We start from the raw sequence: 16,361 nt of genomic DNA, 5'->3' as shown, positions 1-16,361 counted from the left end.
CCGCCAGCAGGCCGAGCCGATCAAGCTCACCCACACCCAGCACGAATACCCGGTCACCCCGGACATTCGCCTGCACAACGCGGCGGAAGTGGTGTCGATCGACCGGGTGCGGCGCGTGCGCAAGCTCGGTGGCATCGACCACGTCGGCACCTGCCAGCCGTTCTTCGAGCCGCGTGGCGAGCAAGACCCGCACAACAGCTTCTGGATTGCCCGCCGGCGCAACCAGGGCGATGCCACGGCGATGAGCATCCGCGTGGTCGACCGCGACCTGGAGTTGATCGACGGCACCAGCGACACCCTGAGCATCAGCCTGACCTGCAGCAACCGTGATGTACCCCTGCTGCTGCCGTTCGGTGGCGAGCGCGGTGATTTCAACATCCCGGCCAACTCGGTGATCAAAGACATCCGCTGCCTGCGCAAGCCCACCGCCACGGTGCGCGTCCCGCTGGGCAAAGGCCTGATCTGGCGGCTGATCGCGCACCTGTCGCTCAACCACCTGTCGCTGGTGAGCCAGGGCCGCGAAGTGCTGCTCGAGCTGCTGTCGCTTTACAACTACCGCAACGTCTCGGCCATCCGCAAACAGATCAACGGCATCAAGGCAATCAGCAGCGAGCCGGTGGTAGCGCGCATCGGCCATCCGCGGCCGAATTTCGTGCGCGGCGTGGGCATCACCCTGACCTTCGACGAAAGTCAGTTCACCGGTAGCGGCGTGTTCCTGTTCGCCATGGTGCTGGACCACTTCTTTGGCCAGTACTGCTCGATGAACAGCTTTACCCAACTGACCCTGCGTACCCAACAACGAGAAAAGAGAGTCGTCCAATGGCCAGCACGTACTGGCGATCAGCCCCTGGTCTGATCGATCAAGCCAGAGCCGAGCCGCACCGATTCGAATTCTTTCAATTGGTGCGCCTGCTTCGCCTGCACTACAGCCGCACCGGGCGCATGGACCTGGCAACCCGGCCGCACGAAGACCCGCTGCGTTTCCGCACTCAGCTGTCGCTGGCGTTTCCGGCCAGCGAGGTCAGCGACCTGCAGTTCGAGCGTGAGGGCAAGGTGTCGACGGCAGGCCTGCCGCTGTCGGAAGTCCAGGTCACTTTCATGGGCCTGGTGGGCCCGTCGGGCGTATTGCCTCGCCCGTACACCGAGCTGCTGCTCGAGCGCCACGTGCAGTACCGCGACGATGCCGCCCATGCGTTTCTCGACATCTTCTCGCACCGCATGACCACGCTGTTCTACGAAGCCTGGCAGAAGTACAAATTCCATATCGAGCACGAGCGCAACGGTACCTCGGGCTTCGATGGCTACCTGCTCAACCTGGTCGGCCTGGGCCCGCGCGCCCAGCAGCTGAAGTTCGAACGCCAGCAACCGATGCTGCGCCGCGAGCTGTTCAGCTACTTTGCCGGGCTGCTCAGCCAGAAGCCACGCAACGCGCTGAACCTGGAGCGGATGCTCGGCTTCTATTTCTCCCTGCCGATCAAGGTCAGGCAGTTCGCCGGCCGTTGGTTGAACCTGCAGCCCGAACAGTGCACCCAGCTGGGCCGCAAGAACGCCCAGCTCGGCCTCAGCGCCGTGGCCGGCAACCGCGTGTGGGATTACCAGTCGTGCATCCGTATCGAGCTCGGCCCCTTAGCGTTGGCCGATTACCGGCGGTTCCAGCCTGGCACCGACGACTACCGCAAGCTGGTCGAGCTGGTGCGCTTCTATGTAGGCGCCGAGCTTGATTTCGAAATCGCCCCGCAGCTCAAACGCGAGGCCGTGCCCCGTGCCCAACTGGGCCGCAGCGGCAATGTCGCGCTGGGCTGGCTGGGCTGGCTCAAACGCCCTGGCCGTGACGCGGAGCCTTCGCGTTGCGCCGTCTTCCACATTCCTTACGATGGGGTCGCCTTGTGAACCTGAAGTCTCTGTTCGCCAAGCTTAACGAAACCAGCCGCACGGCCACTGAAAGCGCGGCGGCCCTGTGCCTGTCGGAGTACCACTACGACGTCGAGGTGGAACACCTGCTGCTGCAGTTGCTGGACAACAGCGACAGTGACCTGCCGCTGATCCTGCGCCACTACGACGTGGTCGCCGAGCGCCTGCAGGCGCAACTGGTGACCGCCCTGGGTACCTTCAAGAAGGGCAACACCCGCACCCCGGCGCTGTCCCCGCACATCACCCGCATGATCGAGCAGGCCTGGGTACTGGCCTCAATCGAGTATGGTGTGGGCCAGGTGCGCAGTGCGCACCTGTTGCAAGCATTGCTCGATGACGCCGAACTGCGCCGGGTGGTCATCGCCTCCGCACCGGAGCTTGAGAAGATCAACGCCGACGACCTGCGCCTGAACCTCAGCGCACTGGTCGAAGGCAGTGCCGAATCCCGGCTCGCCAGCCCTTTGGCCAGCCCCTCGGCGCCAGTGGCAGGCACCGGCAAGGTTGGCGGCAAGACCCCGGCCCTGGACCAGTACACCGTCAACCTCACCCAAAGCGCCCGGGACGGCCGGATCGACCCGGTGCTTGGCCGCGAGTTCGAAGTGCGGCAGATGGTCGACATCCTCACCCGTCGCCGCCAGAACAACCCGATCCTCACCGGCGAAGCCGGCGTCGGCAAGACCGCAGTGGTCGAAGGCCTGGCCTTGCGCATCGCCCAGGGCGATGTGCCGGCCCCACTCAAAGACGTCGCCGTGCACACCCTCGACCTGGGCCTGCTGCAGGCCGGTGCCGGGGTCAAGGGCGAGTTCGAAAACCGCCTCAAAGCGGTGATCGAAGAGGTCAAGCGCAGCCTGCACCCGATCATCCTGTTCATCGACGAAGCCCACACCCTGATCGGCTCTGGTGGCCAGGCCGGGCAGAACGATGCCGCCAACCTGCTCAAGCCAGCCCTGGCCCGTGGCGAGCTGCGCACCATCGCTGCCACCACCTGGGCCGAATACAAGAAGTACTTCGAAAAAGACGCCGCCCTCGCCCGTCGCTTCCAGGTAGTCAAGGTCGAAGAGCCTGACGAAGACAAGGCCATCCACATGCTGCGCGGCCTGCTCGGCAAGATGCGCGAGCACCACAAGGTGGCGGTGATGGACGAAGCACTGGTACAGGCCGTGCGCCTGTCCAACCGCTACATTACCGGCCGCCAGCTGCCCGACAAGGCGGTCAGCGTGCTCGATACCGCCTGCGCACGCATCGCCCTGGCGCAGTCGTCACAACCCGGCGCGCTGGAAGACTGCCGCCGCCATATCGACAACCTGCAGGCCGAAATCGCCGTGCTCGACCACGAAGCCGGCAAGGGCCACGACCATGCCCGGCGCCTGGCCGAGCTGCAGGCCGCCCTGCAGGCCGAGCAGGAGCACGAACAGCGCCTGAGCGCCCAGTGGCAGCAGGAGCTGGGCCTGGTCGAGCAACTCAAAGCCCTGGACAGCGCCAAGGACACCGACGCCGCCCAGCTCAACGCCCTGCGCGCCGAGCTGAGCAACGTGCAGGGCGACCAGCCCTTGGTCCACGCCTTGGTCGATGCCGGCGCCATCGCCCAGGTGATCAGCGGCTGGACCGGTATCCCGCTGGGCAAGATGCTGCGTGACGAGATCGACACCGTGCAGCGCCTGCCTGCGCTGCTCGGTGAACGCGTGCTGGGCCAGGACCACGCGTTGCACGAAATCGGCAAGCGCATCAAGATTTCCCGCGCCCGCATGGAAGACCCGAACAAACCGATCGGCGTGTTCCTGCTGCTGGGCCCCAGCGGCGTCGGCAAGACCGAAACCGCGCTGGCATTGGCCGACACCCTGTACGGCGGTGAGCGCAACCTGATCACCATCAACATGTCCGAGTACCAGGAGGCCCACACCGTATCGAGCCTCAAAGGCTCGCCACCCGGCTACGTCGGTTACGGCGAAGGCGGCGTGCTGACCGAGGCCGTGCGCCGCAAGCCCTACAGCGTGGTGCTGCTCGACGAGGTGGAGAAGGCCCACCCCGACGTGCTCGAGCTGTTCTTCCAGGTGTTCGACAAAGGCGTGCTGGACGACGGCGAAGGCCGCGAGATCAACTTCCGCAACACGGTGATCATCCTCACGTCCAACACCGGCACCGAGCGCATCATGCAGACCTGCCTGAATGCCCAGACGCTGCCCACCCCCGAGGCCATCGTCGAAGGCCTGCGCGACGAGCTGAACCACGTCTTCAAACCGGCCTTCCTCGGCCGCCTGAGCATCGTGCCGTTCTACCCGGTGCAGGACCAGATCCTCGAGCGCATCGTTGCCCTCAAGCTCGAGCGTATCGCCAAACGTTTCGCCCGCAACCACCAGGCTGAGCTGAGCTACGACGACGCCCTGGTCAAGGCCATCGCGGCACGTTGCACAGAGGTCGACAGCGGCGCACGCAACATCGACAACATCCTGTCCCGCACCCTGATGCCCGAGCTTGCCCAGCACGTTCTCGAGCGCATGGCCCAGGACGCGCCGATCGAGCGCTTGACGATCGAGCTGGGCAGCGATGGCGATTTCGCCTATCGCCTGGCCTGAACGAGTACCCGGAGGTTTAGCCGTCATGTACCACACACACACCGCCCTGAAGCGCCTGACCGTCGCAGCCCTGCTGCTGGCACTGGCCGGTTGCGGCGTCACCGACCGTATCGGCAAGCGCATGGAAGACAGCTGGGCGGCCGACATGCTGGCCGACAGCGAGAAGGTCATCCTGACCTCCGACGGTGGTAACCAGCTCAACCCCGACGCCGAGGGCAAGCCGTTGTCGGTGGTGATGCGCGTGTACCAGCTGACCGACCTCGAGCGCTTTGCAGCCACCGACGCCGAGACGCTTTGGGACGCACCGGAGAAAGCCCTGGGCAACACGCTGGTCGAAGCCCGCGAGCTGACCCTGCTGCCGGGTATCGGCCAGACCGACCAGTGGCCGCTGGCCAAGACCGCCCGCTATGTCGGCGTGGCAGCGTTCTTCCGCAATGAGCAGGATGCCCGCTGGAAGGTCGCATTCGATGCCGAGTCGCTGCGCAAGGACGGTATCTGGTTCTCGTCCGATGGCCTGCGGGTACTGGTGGACAACACCGAAATCAGCGCCCTGCGTGGCGTCGATGTGCTGAACAAGCCGCCCACCGCCGACCAGTTGGCTGCTGCGCAAAAGGCCGACGATGCGCCGCCTGCCCTCACCGACAAAGTGCAGGACGCCGTGATCGAAAAGGCCACCGACGCTGCGGGTAAATCGGCCAGCAACGCCATGGATTCAACCTTCAACTCTTTAGTGGATAGCGTCAAATGAGCAAGCAGAGCCGGGTGATGTGGTCGGAAGGCATGTTCCTGCTGCCCCAGCACTTCCAATACCAGGATGAGTTCCACCAGCACCAGTTGGCCGAGGCCACCCTGCGCGGCACCCCGTTCCATTGGGGCGTGCAGGCGCTGCAGGTGGACGAAGATGCCCTGGCCAACGGTTCGCTGCAGCTCAAGCGCCTGAAGCTGGTGTTCCCGGACGGCAGCCTGTACGACGCGCCGCAGCACGACCCGCTGCCGGCCGCGCGCGACCTCAAGGACCTGCTCAAGGCCAACGACCTGAAGGTTTACGCCGCACTCAAGCTGCCCGAGCCCTTCGGCCTGAACTATGTCGAAGATGGCCAGGAGCACAAGGCGGCGCGGCGCTTTCGCAAGCAGTTCGACACCCTGCCGGACCTTAACGAAGGCGAGCTGGAAAACGAAATCACCAGCCTGCGCCTGAATGTGGTGCTGCTGGTCGATGGCGACAGCCTCGATGGCTACAGCCATTGCCCGTTGGCCAAACTCACCCGCAACAGCATGGGCGGCTTCAACCTGGACCCGCACTTCGTCCACCCCACCCTGCACCTGGGCAGCCACGAGACCATCGCCGGCATCGGCAAGCGCCTGCTCGGTGCCCTGCAGGCCAAGAGCAAGGCGTTGTCGGGCCGGCGCCGTGAGCGCGCCGACCAGATCGCCGAATTCGGCTCCAGCGACGTCACACTGTTCTGGTTGTTGAACACGGTCAACCGTGCGCACCCGCAACTGGCCCACCTGCTGGCCCACCCGCGGCTGCACCCCGAGCGCCTGTACCTGTTCCTGGCCGACCTTGCCGGCGGGCTGTTGACGTTCACCCTCGATACCCAGCTTAGTGATATCCCCGAATACGATCACCACGACCCGGCGGCATCACTGGTCAAACTGGACGAGATGATCCGGGTGATGCTCGACAATGTCGTGCCCAACCAGTGCATCGTCATCAACCTCACCCAGACCAAGCCGTCGTACTGGCAGGGGCAACTGCGCGACCCGCGCCTGGCCGAGGCCGACTTCTATATCTCGGTACACGCCGACATGCCCGGTGCCAGCCTGCTGGAGCTGGTGCCACGGGCGTTCAAGGTGGGCTCGCCGGAAGACATCGAAGTAGTGGTCAACAGCGCCATGCCCGGCGTCACCCTCAATCATGCTGCGCGGTTGCCCAACGCCATTCCGGTACGCCTGGACAACCAGTACTTCGCCATCGAGCCGCATGGCCATGTCTACGAGCGAATGATGAACGCCCAGACCATCTGCTTCTATGCGCCCAGCGCCTTTACCAACCTCAAGCTTGAACTGATGGCGGTGCTCAAATGACCGAAGCCGTATTGCAACAGGGCGCCGTTGCGCCCGCCAGCGACAAACCGACCCTCAAGGGCCTGGTACAGGACTTCATCAGCATGGCGCTGATTGTCCGCCGTGGCCGCCAGGTCACGTCGGTACAAGCCTTCGAAGCCAGCGTCGACCGCTTCTTCGCCAACCTGGAGCGCGATGCCCGCGCCGCCAACTACAGCGTCGAGCAGGTCAAGGACACCCAATACGCCCTGTGCGCGTTCCTCGACGAAAGCGTGCTGCGCTCCGGCGACAACGAACTGCGCGGGCACTTCGAGCTGCAACCGCTGCAGTTCCGCTACTTTGGCGTGCACCTGGCCGGTGAAGGTTTCTTCGAGAAGGTCGAAGCGTTGCGCGCCGACGTCAAACAGAACCTCGATGTGCTGGAGGTCTACCACCTGTGCCTGGCGCTGGGCTTCGAGGGCAAGTTCAGCCTCGGCCAGAAAGACCAGCTGCGCTACCTGGCCAACGCCCTGGGCCAGGACATCGCGCGCTACCGCAAACCACCCAAAACCCTCTCGCCGGACTGGGCCCTGCCCGACCAGGTGTCGCAGATGCTGCGCCACGAAGTGCCGCTGTGGGTGTACCTGGTGTTGATTGCGCTGGTCTGTGTCGCGGTGTACCTGACGCTCGACTGGTTGCTGGACAAGGATGTCGCCGCCCTTTCCGAACAAATCCGCCAGCTGTTCAGTGCCTGAGCACACCTCAGGTAGCCGAGTCAGGAAGACATGAAAACATTACTGCGTCTGTTGAAGAGTTTCTGGATTCTCCTGCCACTGCTGTGGTTGGTGACCCTGTTGATCTGCTGGCTGGTGGCACCGATGGTGCCCTGGCTGCGCCACCATGTGCCCGAAGCGTTGGCCATCATCAGCGCCTGCTTCCTGCTGGTGATCGTGCTGCGCCAGTATCAGCGCATCCGCGCCGAGCATAACCTGGAGAACCTGCTGCAGATCGAGGTCGATCGCTCGTGGAACGCCACCGGTGAATTCCGCGACCAGCAAGTGCTGCGCGAGCGCCTCAAGCATGCCATCGCCATGCTGCGTACCGACCGCTCCGCCGGTGGCGGTGGCAAGGCGGCCCTGTCCGACCTGCCCTGGTACCTGGTGATCGGCATGTCGGCTGCAGGCAAAACCTCGCTGTTGACCCACTCGGGCCTCTCGGCCAGCATCGCCACCGCCAATGACAGCGAAAGTGGCACCCAGCACTGTGACTGGTATTTCAGCCCCGACGCAGTGATGATCGACACCGCAGGCCGTTACCTGCGCGACGATCAGTCTGCCAGCGAGTTTTCAGCCTTCCTGCGCATGCTGCGCAAGCAACGCGGCAAGGCAGCGATCAACGGCCTGGTGCTGGTGGTCAGCCTGCCTGAACTGTTGGCGGCCAACAGCGACGGGCGTAACGCGCTTGCCGCGCAGTTGGTGGCGCGCGTGGAGGAATACGCCGAGTGCCTGGGCACCAACCCGCCTGTGTACCTGATGCTGAGCAAGACCGACCAGTTGCCCGGCTTCAACCAGGCCTTCGAAGGCCTGGACCTGCACCAGCGCCAGCAGCCGCTGGGCATGACCTTTGGCCTGTCGGAAATCCGCAACAACGGTTTGCAGGCGGTGCTCAACACTCGCCTGAAAAACCTGCAGAGCCACATCCGCCGCCACGTCGATGCGCAGATGATCAGCCTCGGCGCAGATGCCGACAGCACACTGCTCAACTTCCCCCAGTACTTCGCAGAACTCAATGGCGTGCTGGAGCAGTTCCTTGAGCACTTCACCCGCGGCCAGGGTGGCGGTGCCCCGCTGCTGTTGCGCGGCTTGTACTTCACCAGTGCGCTGCAGACCGAGCAGCAACTGGGCCAGGTGTACGAAGACGTCATCGCCGACAACTTTGCCCTGCAAGCGGCCCACGACGAAGGCGCGCAGCCGGCCAGCCACACGCAGGGCAACCGCAGCTACTTCATCACCGACACATTCCGCCAGGTGATTTTCCCCGACCGCGACCTGACCCTGTACCAGTCGCGCCTGGGCCGCAAGGCAGGCTTCAGCCCCCTGTTGCTGGGCCTGGCCGCTGCCGCCGGGGTGGCCTTTATCGGCTGGCAGGCGCTATCGTTCGCCAACAACCGCCAGTGGCTGGACAGCCTGCGTGGCCAACTGGCCGAGATCGAACGCGCCGATGACCGCGCACAGCTGTTGGCTGCCGGTAAAGGCCTGGAAGTGCTGCGCGGGCAGATGGCCACGGTCGAGGCCCATCGCCAGCAGGGTGTACCGCTGCAATTGAGCGCCGGCCTGTACCACGGCGAGGCGATTCACCAAGTGGCCCGCAACGCCTACCTGGCGCAACTGCGCAGCCAGGCACTGGAGCCGATTGCCCGCAGCCTGCAGGTGCAGATGCGTGCGTTCAACACCTTTGCCAGCGGCATCAACCAGGAGCTGGAGTTCACCCCGGCGCCGAAAAGCCGCAATGGCAAACCGTTGGCGCCTCGCCTGGCGGCCAAGGCCCAGGCGGCCCTGACCAAAACCCGTGCCGGCGCCTACGCGTCCAAGGTCAACCTGGCCACGGCCAGCGACGCGGCCGAGTTGTCCGCCACCACCGGCGGCCTGTCACTGTCCGAAGAGATGCTCGGCCGCCTGGACGAACAGCAAGTGGCGTCGATCATCGAGGCCTACAACACCCTCAAGCTGTACCTGCTGTTGACCGAGCCACAAGCCCACCCCGACCCAGCCTTCGTCGCCGCCAGCCTGCCGCAGGCCTGGGCAGGCGCCGCAACCCAAGGTTCCCCCACCGACGCTGCGGTCATCAGCGAAAACGCCCCTCTGTACGTTCAATTGCTGGAGCAAGGCCAGGCGCCGTCGCTGCCGCGTAACCAACAGCTGATCGACGAAACCCGGCAGAACCTCAAGGCATTCATGATTTCCAGCTCGCTGGTGGATCGCGAATACCTGCGCCTGCAACTGGAGTCCAGCCGCCAGTTCCCGGCGCTGAGCCTCAACGACCTGGTGCCAACGCCTGGCCGTAACCTGTTGTACAGCTCTGCCGGCGTGCCGGCGATCTATACCCGCCAGGGCTGGGACACCTTCGTCAAGCCCGAGCTGATCAAGCTGGTGTCGGGCAACCTGCGCAACGAGTCGGACTGGGTGCTCGACGGCGAAGGCGGCGATGCCATCGTGCAGAAAGCCAACTTCGTGCGCGAGTTCATGGCCCGCTACAAACGCGATTACACCCAGGCCTGGTACAAGATGGTCAGCAGCGTGGGCGTGCGCCACTTCGCCGACCTGGCCTCGGCCACAGAACACCTCGGGCTGCTCAGCGATGTGCAGAACTCGCCGGTGAAGAACCTGCTGGCAGCGGTCAATGACAACACCCAGTGGGACTTGCCGGTCAAGCGCGACGCCACGCCCACGGGCAATGCCCGCGCGGACGGCTTCTGGAGCAAGGTCACCGGCCTGATCGACGAAGCCAAGGACGCAGCGCCTGACGCCATGGCCCCTAGCCTGCCGGCCGTGGACGACGGCAGCCTGGCCAAGCGTTTCGAGCCGGTCGCCCGGGTGTTCGCGGCCAACAACGCCGAAGGCGCCGACAGCACCATCATGGACCGCTACCTGGCCGCGCTGCGCAAGCTCAAGGTGCGCATGAACAACATCCAGCGCTCGCAGGATGTCGGTAAAAGCAGCAAGCAGCTGATCAGCGAAACCCTGGAAGGCCAGCCGAGCGAGGTGACCACCGTGCGCAACTACGTGGAAACCAGCGTCGACACCAGCCAGGACGGCCTGTCGCGTTCGCTGCAGGGCCTGTTCAGCCTGCCGATCCAGTACGCCTGGGAAACCCTGCGCGACCCGGCCGGCCAACAGATCGCCAAAGCCTGGAAGCAGCAGATCGCCAAGCCCTGGGAGCAGGTCATGGCGCACCGTTACCCGATCGCCACCGGCAGCCGCAACGAAGCTTCGGTCAAGGACCTGCAGCGTTTCGTCGACCCCGAAAGCGGCCTGCTGCCGACCTTCAAGCGCAACGAGATCGGCAACCTGTCCGGCGGTGAAGGCCTGGGCCTGAGCAACGGCAAGGCGCCGGCGCTGGTCAACCCGGGGATGCTCAACAGCATCGACAAGGCCAGCAACGTGGGTCAGGTGATCGCCAGCCTGTCGGACCGCGACAACGGCTTCGAGATCATGCTTGAGCCGTCGGCCAACTTTACCGACATCGTGTTCACCCTTGATGGCCAGGAGCAGCACTACCGCAACGGCCGCAGCAGCTGGAGCCGCTTTGCCTGGCCAGGCACCAACAGCGCACCGGGCGCACGCCTGGACGTGGTCACCCTCAGCGGTGCACGCATCACCGTGTTCGACTTCCCGGGGCGCTGGGGCCTGCTGCGCATGAACGAAAGCGCCCGGGTCGATGACCTGGACGGCATCCAGCAGCGCTTCAGCTGGAACACGGCCAATGGCCGGGTCAGCCTGGTGGTGCGCAACTTCGGCGGGGTCAAACTCACCGACCTGGGCGACGTCAAGGCGCTGAGTGCCCTCAACGACGCTGGCAGGGGCGCACGATGATCGGCTGCTTCGGCAAGCTGCCGTCGAGCGCAGACTTCGTCAGCCTGCATGGCGCGGCGGAAGAAGTCTGCGAGTTCGACGCCTGGCTGCAGGCCTCGTTGGCGGCAATGCGCCACCGCGAGGACTGGCAGGCGTTGTTCGATGCACTGCCGATGTGCTTCTTCTGCTACCGCGCGCGCAATGGCAACTGGCTGCTGGGCGGCCTGCTCAGCTCCCGCGATGCCAGTGCCCGACGCTACCCGTTCTTCATCTTCCAGCTGCTCAAGGGCCAGGAAGGTGAAACGCTGCTCAACCCGTTCACCCTCGGCGAGCTGTTCAGTGCGCAGATCAAGCCTTTGCTGCATCAGGCCGTGCAAGGCGCCGAGCGCGCCAGCCTGTTCGAACGCATCAAGGCCCTGCGCCCGCTGCAGGCCCAGGACCTGGACCTGTTCCGGCGTGTGCACGGCAAGTTCCTGCATGATTTCAGCTTCAGCGACATCGCCCGTGCGCTGCAGGGCTCCTGGCCGGCCTTCGACAGTGCTACCGCGCTGGCACGCTTGCGGGCTACGCAATTGGCGCTGCACGGCGACTTCGACGGCGGTATCGAGCTGCCGTTGCCGGCCGAGCGTGGCCTGAAAAACCCCACCGCCGACCTGTGGCTGACCTGGCTGACACGCATCGGCAGGCGCCATGACGTACCGGCGGTAACCTTGCTGGCCGACGATTTCATGCACCCGCGGCTGTACTGCTTCCCTTCGCGCCATAACGGCACAGCGTATCGCCTGCTCAGCGGCACGGCGGCAGCCGGCCAACGCCTGGACCTGCTCAGCCCGCTGCCGCCACAAACGCCCGTGCACGACTACGACCGACCTCTAGAACACGTCATCGACCGCTTTGTCGATGCGTTGGATGCGACGCCTGTATGAACAAGATCAAGTACTACTGCCTGCGCTATCAACCCTACCTGTTGGGGCTGGCCTTCTTCCTGGCGATCTTCGTGGTGTGGGCCCTGGGCCGTGCCCTGGGTTTTGCCTCGCTGCACAGCCTGCTGGCGGGCATTGGCGTGTTCCTGCTGCTGTCGGCGGGCTATGTACTGCTGCTTTACCGTGGCGCAGGCCAGCACCACAACCTTGAGGCGCTGCTGCGTGATGACGCAGACCAGGCGGTACTCAACGCCAGCCCGGCCGACCGCGAAGAAATCAGCCTGCTGCGCGAGCGCCTGCTGCAGAGCATCGAGCGCCTGCACAGCAACAAACCACGCGCCACCCCTGCGAAGGACGCCTTGTACGCCCTGCCCTGGTACCTGGTGATCGGCCAACCGGCCGCCGGCAAGAGCACCATGATCCTGCAGTCCGGGCTCAATTTCCCTTACGCCGAGCGCGAAGGTGCGCGGGTTGCAGGCCTGGGCGGCACGCGCAACTGCGACTGGTTCTTCAGCTCCGAAGCGGTGCTGCTGGACACCGCCGGCCGCTACATGAACAGCCCCGAGGAAGCCGGCAAGTGGCGTGGTTTTCTGCAGCTGCTACGCCAGCACCGCCAGCGCCGGCCACTCAACGGGCTGATCGTCAGCGTCAGCATCGCCGATATCCTGCATGGCTCGGCCGAAGACCAGGAGCGTGTGGCCAAGCGCCTGCGCGAGCGTATCCAGGAAAGCTGCGCCCTGCTGGAAGTACGCCTGCCCATCTACCTGGTGTTCACCAAATGCGACCTGATCCCAGGCTTCACACCCTTCTACCGCCAGCTGGATGACGCAGCGCGCGGCGAGGTGATGGGCAAGACGTTCTCGCACAAAGGCTATGAACAAGCCGACTGGGGCCAGCGCTTCGGCAAGGCCATGGACGAGCTGACCGGCTATTGGCAGCAGGTGGCGAGCCAGCAACTGATGCAGCAGGATATTCAGGTAACCCGCCAGAACAATGCCGCCTACCGCTTCCCGCTCGAACTGGCCGCGCTCAAGCCACGCTTGCAGCAATTCGTCGACAGCCTGCTGCGGGCCAACCCGTACCAGAACGCCGAACTGCTGCGTGGCTTTTATTTCACCGCCGCGCTGGAAGCCGACGACGCCCTGTGGGGCAGCCATGGCCAGCACGTCGCCGAGCGTTTCGCCCTGGCGCACGGCCAGGACCGTAGCGGGGGTAACAGCCAGCCGGCACCGCTGTTCATCAACAGCCTGTTCCGCAAAGTGATCATCCCCGACCAGCACCTGGTGGCGGTGTACACCAGCAACCGCCGTGAACGCCAGCGCAAGGCCGCCTGGGTGGGTGCCGCCAGCCTGGCGGGATTGCTGCTGTGCAGCCTGTGGGGCTGGTCGTACATGAACAACCGCAACACCCTCGACACCATGGCCGCCGAACTGGCCCAGGCCAAGCGCGAAGACCAGGCCAACCCTGGCCAGTACGCCCCTTGGCACAGCCTCGACCGCCTGCGTTTCTGGGCCGCACACTACTACCAGCAGCACCACGAGCACGCCGTGCCGCTGGGCATTCGCCTGGGCTTGTACCAGGGCCATGCGGTCGAGCCGGTAGTGCGTGCGCGCTACTTCGCAGCCCTGCAGAACGTGATGCTCAAGCCCACGGCAGACAACCTGACACGCACCCTGTACCTGCTGACTACACTGAAGGTCTACCAGCGCAATACCCGTGAGTTGCAGCCGGTGACCGGTGTCGACAGTGTCGAGCCAGAAGCCCTGCCCCATGACAACCGTGCCCAGTCGATCGCCGACTTCGGCAAGGCAGCGCTGGACACCTACGTGATGCTGTCACCTGCCCAGCGGGAAAAGGCCGACCCGGCATTGCTCAAGGCCAGGTTACCGGACTACTGGTACCCGGCCATCGCCCGCCACACTGGCAAGCGCATGGACGCCGCCGGCAGCGAAAGCCCTGCCAACCAGGACTACCTGTACGCCAGCCGCCAGATCGTGTTCTACAGCGACCAGATCCGCGAACCCGATGTGCCGCGCATTCTCGACAACGCGTTCCTGATGTCCAGTTCGCGCAACTACATCAACAGCCTGCTGACCCAGTCGTTGCGCTCGATCGAAACCATCACGCTGGAGTCCGACACCCTGTTCGCCTTTGCCCGCGCCGACTTCCAGAGCCTCAAGAGCGAAGGCCAGAACCAGCTGAGCGCTATCGCCAGCAAACTGCTGAACACCCCGAACATCGGCAAGATCATCATCTCGGGCCACGCCGACCAGCTCGGCGATGCCCAAGGCAACCTGCAGGTTTCCCGGCAACGGGCGCAAACCATCCGCACCTACCTGGTCGGCAAGGGCGTACCCGCCGAGCTGGTAAGTGCACAGGGCGAAGGCAGCCGCAAACCGCTGGTCAACTGCGACATGCAACAACCGCGGGCGCAGCTGATCAAGTGCCTGGAGCCCAACCGGCGGGTGGAAATCGAAGTGCGCGGGCTCAACTGAGGCCGCGCTGCAAGAACCGGCCACCCGGGCCTCACAGGAGGAGGCCCGGGTGGCGGCAAGCTACCTCTGCTGACAGGTTCGGCGAGGTCAACACGAAGGGGCGCATGAGCGGCCTTTAATTGATGTTAATGGAGAGTTTTACAATGGCATTTGACGCGTATATCCAAATCGACGGCATCCCGGGCGAAGTTCTGGATGAAAAACACAAGGACTGGATCGAAGTGCTGGGCTACGAGTACGGCGCCACCCAGGCCACTTCGGCCACTGCCAGCTCCTCGGGCGGTGCATCCTCCGAGCGCGTGTCGCTGACCGACTTCAAGATCCGCAAGGCAGTCGACAAGGCCTCGGCCAAACTGTTCGAGCACTGCTGCACCGGCAAGCACATCGCCAAGCTGAAGCTGAACGTCAACCGTGCCGGTGGTGACAAGGTCACCTACCTGACCATCGACATGGAAGAAGTGGTGGTGTCCTCGGTCAAGTTCGTCGCCGGTGGCAACCAGGGCGGTGAAGACAAAGCGGTAAGCGACCTGCCGATTGAAGAAATCAGCTTCAACTTCGCCCGCATCAAAACCACCTACACCCAGCAGAACCGTACCGACGGCCAGGCTGGCGGCAACATCGTCGGTGGCTGGGACCGCACCGCGAACAAAGTGTTTGCCTAAGCACTTGTTTGGCCTGGGCCGCGCAAGCGGCCCATACCCTGCGGCGTGCCGGGCCTCCCGGCACGTTGCTCTTCACCCCTGATCAGAGTGTTTTATGCCTGAATTCCTCAACGGCCTTTCGCTGGCCGAGCTGGCCGCGCCGATCGACGGTGGCAGCGGCGAAGACTTGAGCTTCTCTGCCTTGTTCGACCAGATCAAGGAGGCGCGCCGGGCAGACCCTGACTACCTGACCCAGGGCGACTGGCAGACCGACCTGAAAACCGCCGACTGGGAAAAGGTCATCAACCTGTCGGCCCAAGGGCTTGAGCAGCAGAGCAAGGACCTGATGCTGGTCGCCTGGCTCAACGAAGGCCTGGCCCAGCGCGATCACTTCCAAGGCATCACCTTCGGCCTGACCCTGTGCGAACGTATCCTGGAAACATTCTGGGAGAGTGCCTACCCGTCACTCGAAGACGGCCTGGACGAGCGCGCTGCGCGGCTGTCCTGGCTCAAGACCACCCTCACCGACATTGTCGGTGGCTTGCCCATTACCCAAGGGCAGAATTTCGGCGTGCTGCGTTACGACGAATCACGCCATGTAGAAAACCTTGCCTTGCAGAACCCCAAGGCGATGCAAACCGCGCTCAACGAGGGCAAGATCAACGCCGAGATCTTCCAGCGCTCGGTGGTGCTCAGCGACACCGAGCACCTGCAGGCCAAAGCGGTGCAGATCGCCGCTAGCCTGCAGGCCTGCCAACGCCTGCAAGCGACCACCGACCGCCTGTTCGGTACCGAAGCGCCAAGTTTTGCCAGCCTCGCCGACATGCTGTCGCGGGCCAGCCAACTGGCAGAGAAACTGCTCAAGGACCGCGGCGTCGAACTGCACCCTGTCGCCGCAGAGCCAGAGCCTGCCGTCACCCTCAGCGCAGCCAGCGAGCCAGGTGAACCTATGAATACGCCCGTTCAGGCCGCAGCGCCTGCGCCAATGCGCACCACGCCACTGACCCGCGACGAAGCCTTCACGATGCTCGCCGGCATTGCCCAGTTCTTCAAACAGACCGAGCCGCAAAGCCCGGTACCGTACCTGATAGAGCGCGCCATCAAGTGGGGCAACATGCCGCTCGAGGGCTGGCTGAGCGATGTGATCAAGGACAGTAATGTGGTGGACAACATCCGCGACGTGCTGGGGACACGCGAGCAG

The 16,361-nt window shown here is 64.4% G+C and carries 11 protein-coding genes; all 11 read left to right on the top strand.

Annotated features, from left to right (window positions below; all coding sequences use genetic code 11):
* Window positions 1-856: type VI secretion system baseplate subunit TssF (gene tssF / locus BLX42_RS04430; protein ID WP_161871234.1), on the top strand; the 856-nt coding region annotated here is incomplete at its 5' end.
* Window positions 820-1,890: a type VI secretion system baseplate subunit TssG gene (gene tssG / locus BLX42_RS04425; protein ID WP_161871233.1), complete on the top strand. Its 1,071-nt coding sequence runs from the start codon at window positions 820-822 to the stop codon at window positions 1,888-1,890. The genes tssF and tssG, both read left to right, overlap by 37 nt.
* The gene (gene tssH / locus BLX42_RS04420) at window positions 1,887-4,484 is read left to right on the top strand and encodes a type VI secretion system ATPase TssH (RefSeq protein WP_161871232.1); all 2,598 of its coding nucleotides are present in this window, start codon (window positions 1,887-1,889) and stop codon (window positions 4,482-4,484) included. The genes tssG and tssH overlap by 4 nt, the downstream gene beginning before the upstream one ends.
* A 25-nt stretch (window positions 4,485-4,509) precedes the next feature.
* Window positions 4,510-5,232: a type VI secretion system lipoprotein TssJ gene (gene tssJ / locus BLX42_RS04415; protein ID WP_161871231.1), complete on the top strand. Its 723-nt coding sequence runs from the start codon at window positions 4,510-4,512 to the stop codon at window positions 5,230-5,232.
* Window positions 5,229-6,572: a type VI secretion system baseplate subunit TssK gene (tssK, locus tag BLX42_RS04410; protein ID WP_161871230.1), complete on the top strand. Its 1,344-nt coding sequence runs from the start codon at window positions 5,229-5,231 to the stop codon at window positions 6,570-6,572. The genes tssJ and tssK overlap by 4 nt, the downstream gene beginning before the upstream one ends.
* Window positions 6,569-7,285 (top strand): type IVB secretion system protein IcmH/DotU, encoded by a 717-nt coding sequence (gene icmH / locus BLX42_RS04405; protein WP_012314362.1) that lies wholly within the window; start codon window positions 6,569-6,571, stop codon window positions 7,283-7,285. The genes tssK and icmH overlap by 4 nt, the downstream gene beginning before the upstream one ends.
* Window positions 7,286-7,315: 30 nt before the next feature.
* The gene (locus BLX42_RS04400; protein WP_161871229.1) at window positions 7,316-11,122 is read left to right on the top strand and encodes a type VI secretion protein IcmF/TssM N-terminal domain-containing protein; all 3,807 of its coding nucleotides are present in this window, start codon (window positions 7,316-7,318) and stop codon (window positions 11,120-11,122) included.
* On the top strand, window positions 11,119-12,027 hold the full coding sequence (gene tagF, locus BLX42_RS04395; protein WP_161871228.1) for a type VI secretion system-associated protein TagF: 909 nt from the start codon (window positions 11,119-11,121) through the stop codon (window positions 12,025-12,027). The genes BLX42_RS04400 and tagF overlap by 4 nt, the downstream gene beginning before the upstream one ends.
* The gene (gene tssM, locus BLX42_RS04390) at window positions 12,024-14,519 is read left to right on the top strand and encodes a type VI secretion system membrane subunit TssM (RefSeq protein ID WP_161871227.1); all 2,496 of its coding nucleotides are present in this window, start codon (window positions 12,024-12,026) and stop codon (window positions 14,517-14,519) included. The genes tagF and tssM overlap by 4 nt, the downstream gene beginning before the upstream one ends.
* 143 nt (window positions 14,520-14,662) lie before the next feature.
* On the top strand, window positions 14,663-15,181 hold the full coding sequence (locus tag BLX42_RS04385) for a type VI secretion system tube protein Hcp (protein ID WP_012314358.1): 519 nt from the start codon (window positions 14,663-14,665) through the stop codon (window positions 15,179-15,181).
* Between the two features lie 94 nt (window positions 15,182-15,275).
* Window positions 15,276-16,361: type VI secretion system protein TssA (gene tssA, locus BLX42_RS04380; protein WP_161871226.1), on the top strand; the 1,086-nt coding region annotated here is incomplete at its 3' end.

Origin of the sequence: Pseudomonas sp. SG-MS2 (assembly GCF_009933855.1) — a bacterium.
Lineage (GTDB): Bacteria > Pseudomonadota > Gammaproteobacteria > Pseudomonadales > Pseudomonadaceae > Aquipseudomonas > Aquipseudomonas putida_E.
Note: the sequence above shows the minus strand (reverse complement) of the source record. Positions and strands in the feature narration are given on the sequence as shown.

Coding starts and splice junctions, on each gene's coding strand:
- tssG (WP_161871233.1), top strand. CDS start 820: ATGGCCAGCACGTACTGGCGATCAGCCCCTGGTCTGATCGATCAAGCC.
- tssJ (WP_161871231.1), top strand. CDS start 4,510: ATGTACCACACACACACCGCCCTGAAGCGCCTGACCGTCGCAGCCCTG.
- tssK (WP_161871230.1), top strand. CDS start 5,229: ATGAGCAAGCAGAGCCGGGTGATGTGGTCGGAAGGCATGTTCCTGCTG.
- icmH (WP_012314362.1), top strand. CDS start 6,569: ATGACCGAAGCCGTATTGCAACAGGGCGCCGTTGCGCCCGCCAGCGAC.
- BLX42_RS04400 (WP_161871229.1), top strand. CDS start 7,316: ATGAAAACATTACTGCGTCTGTTGAAGAGTTTCTGGATTCTCCTGCCA.
- tagF (WP_161871228.1), top strand. CDS start 11,119: ATGATCGGCTGCTTCGGCAAGCTGCCGTCGAGCGCAGACTTCGTCAGC.
- tssM (WP_161871227.1), top strand. CDS start 12,024: ATGAACAAGATCAAGTACTACTGCCTGCGCTATCAACCCTACCTGTTG.
- BLX42_RS04385 (WP_012314358.1), top strand. CDS start 14,663: ATGGCATTTGACGCGTATATCCAAATCGACGGCATCCCGGGCGAAGTT.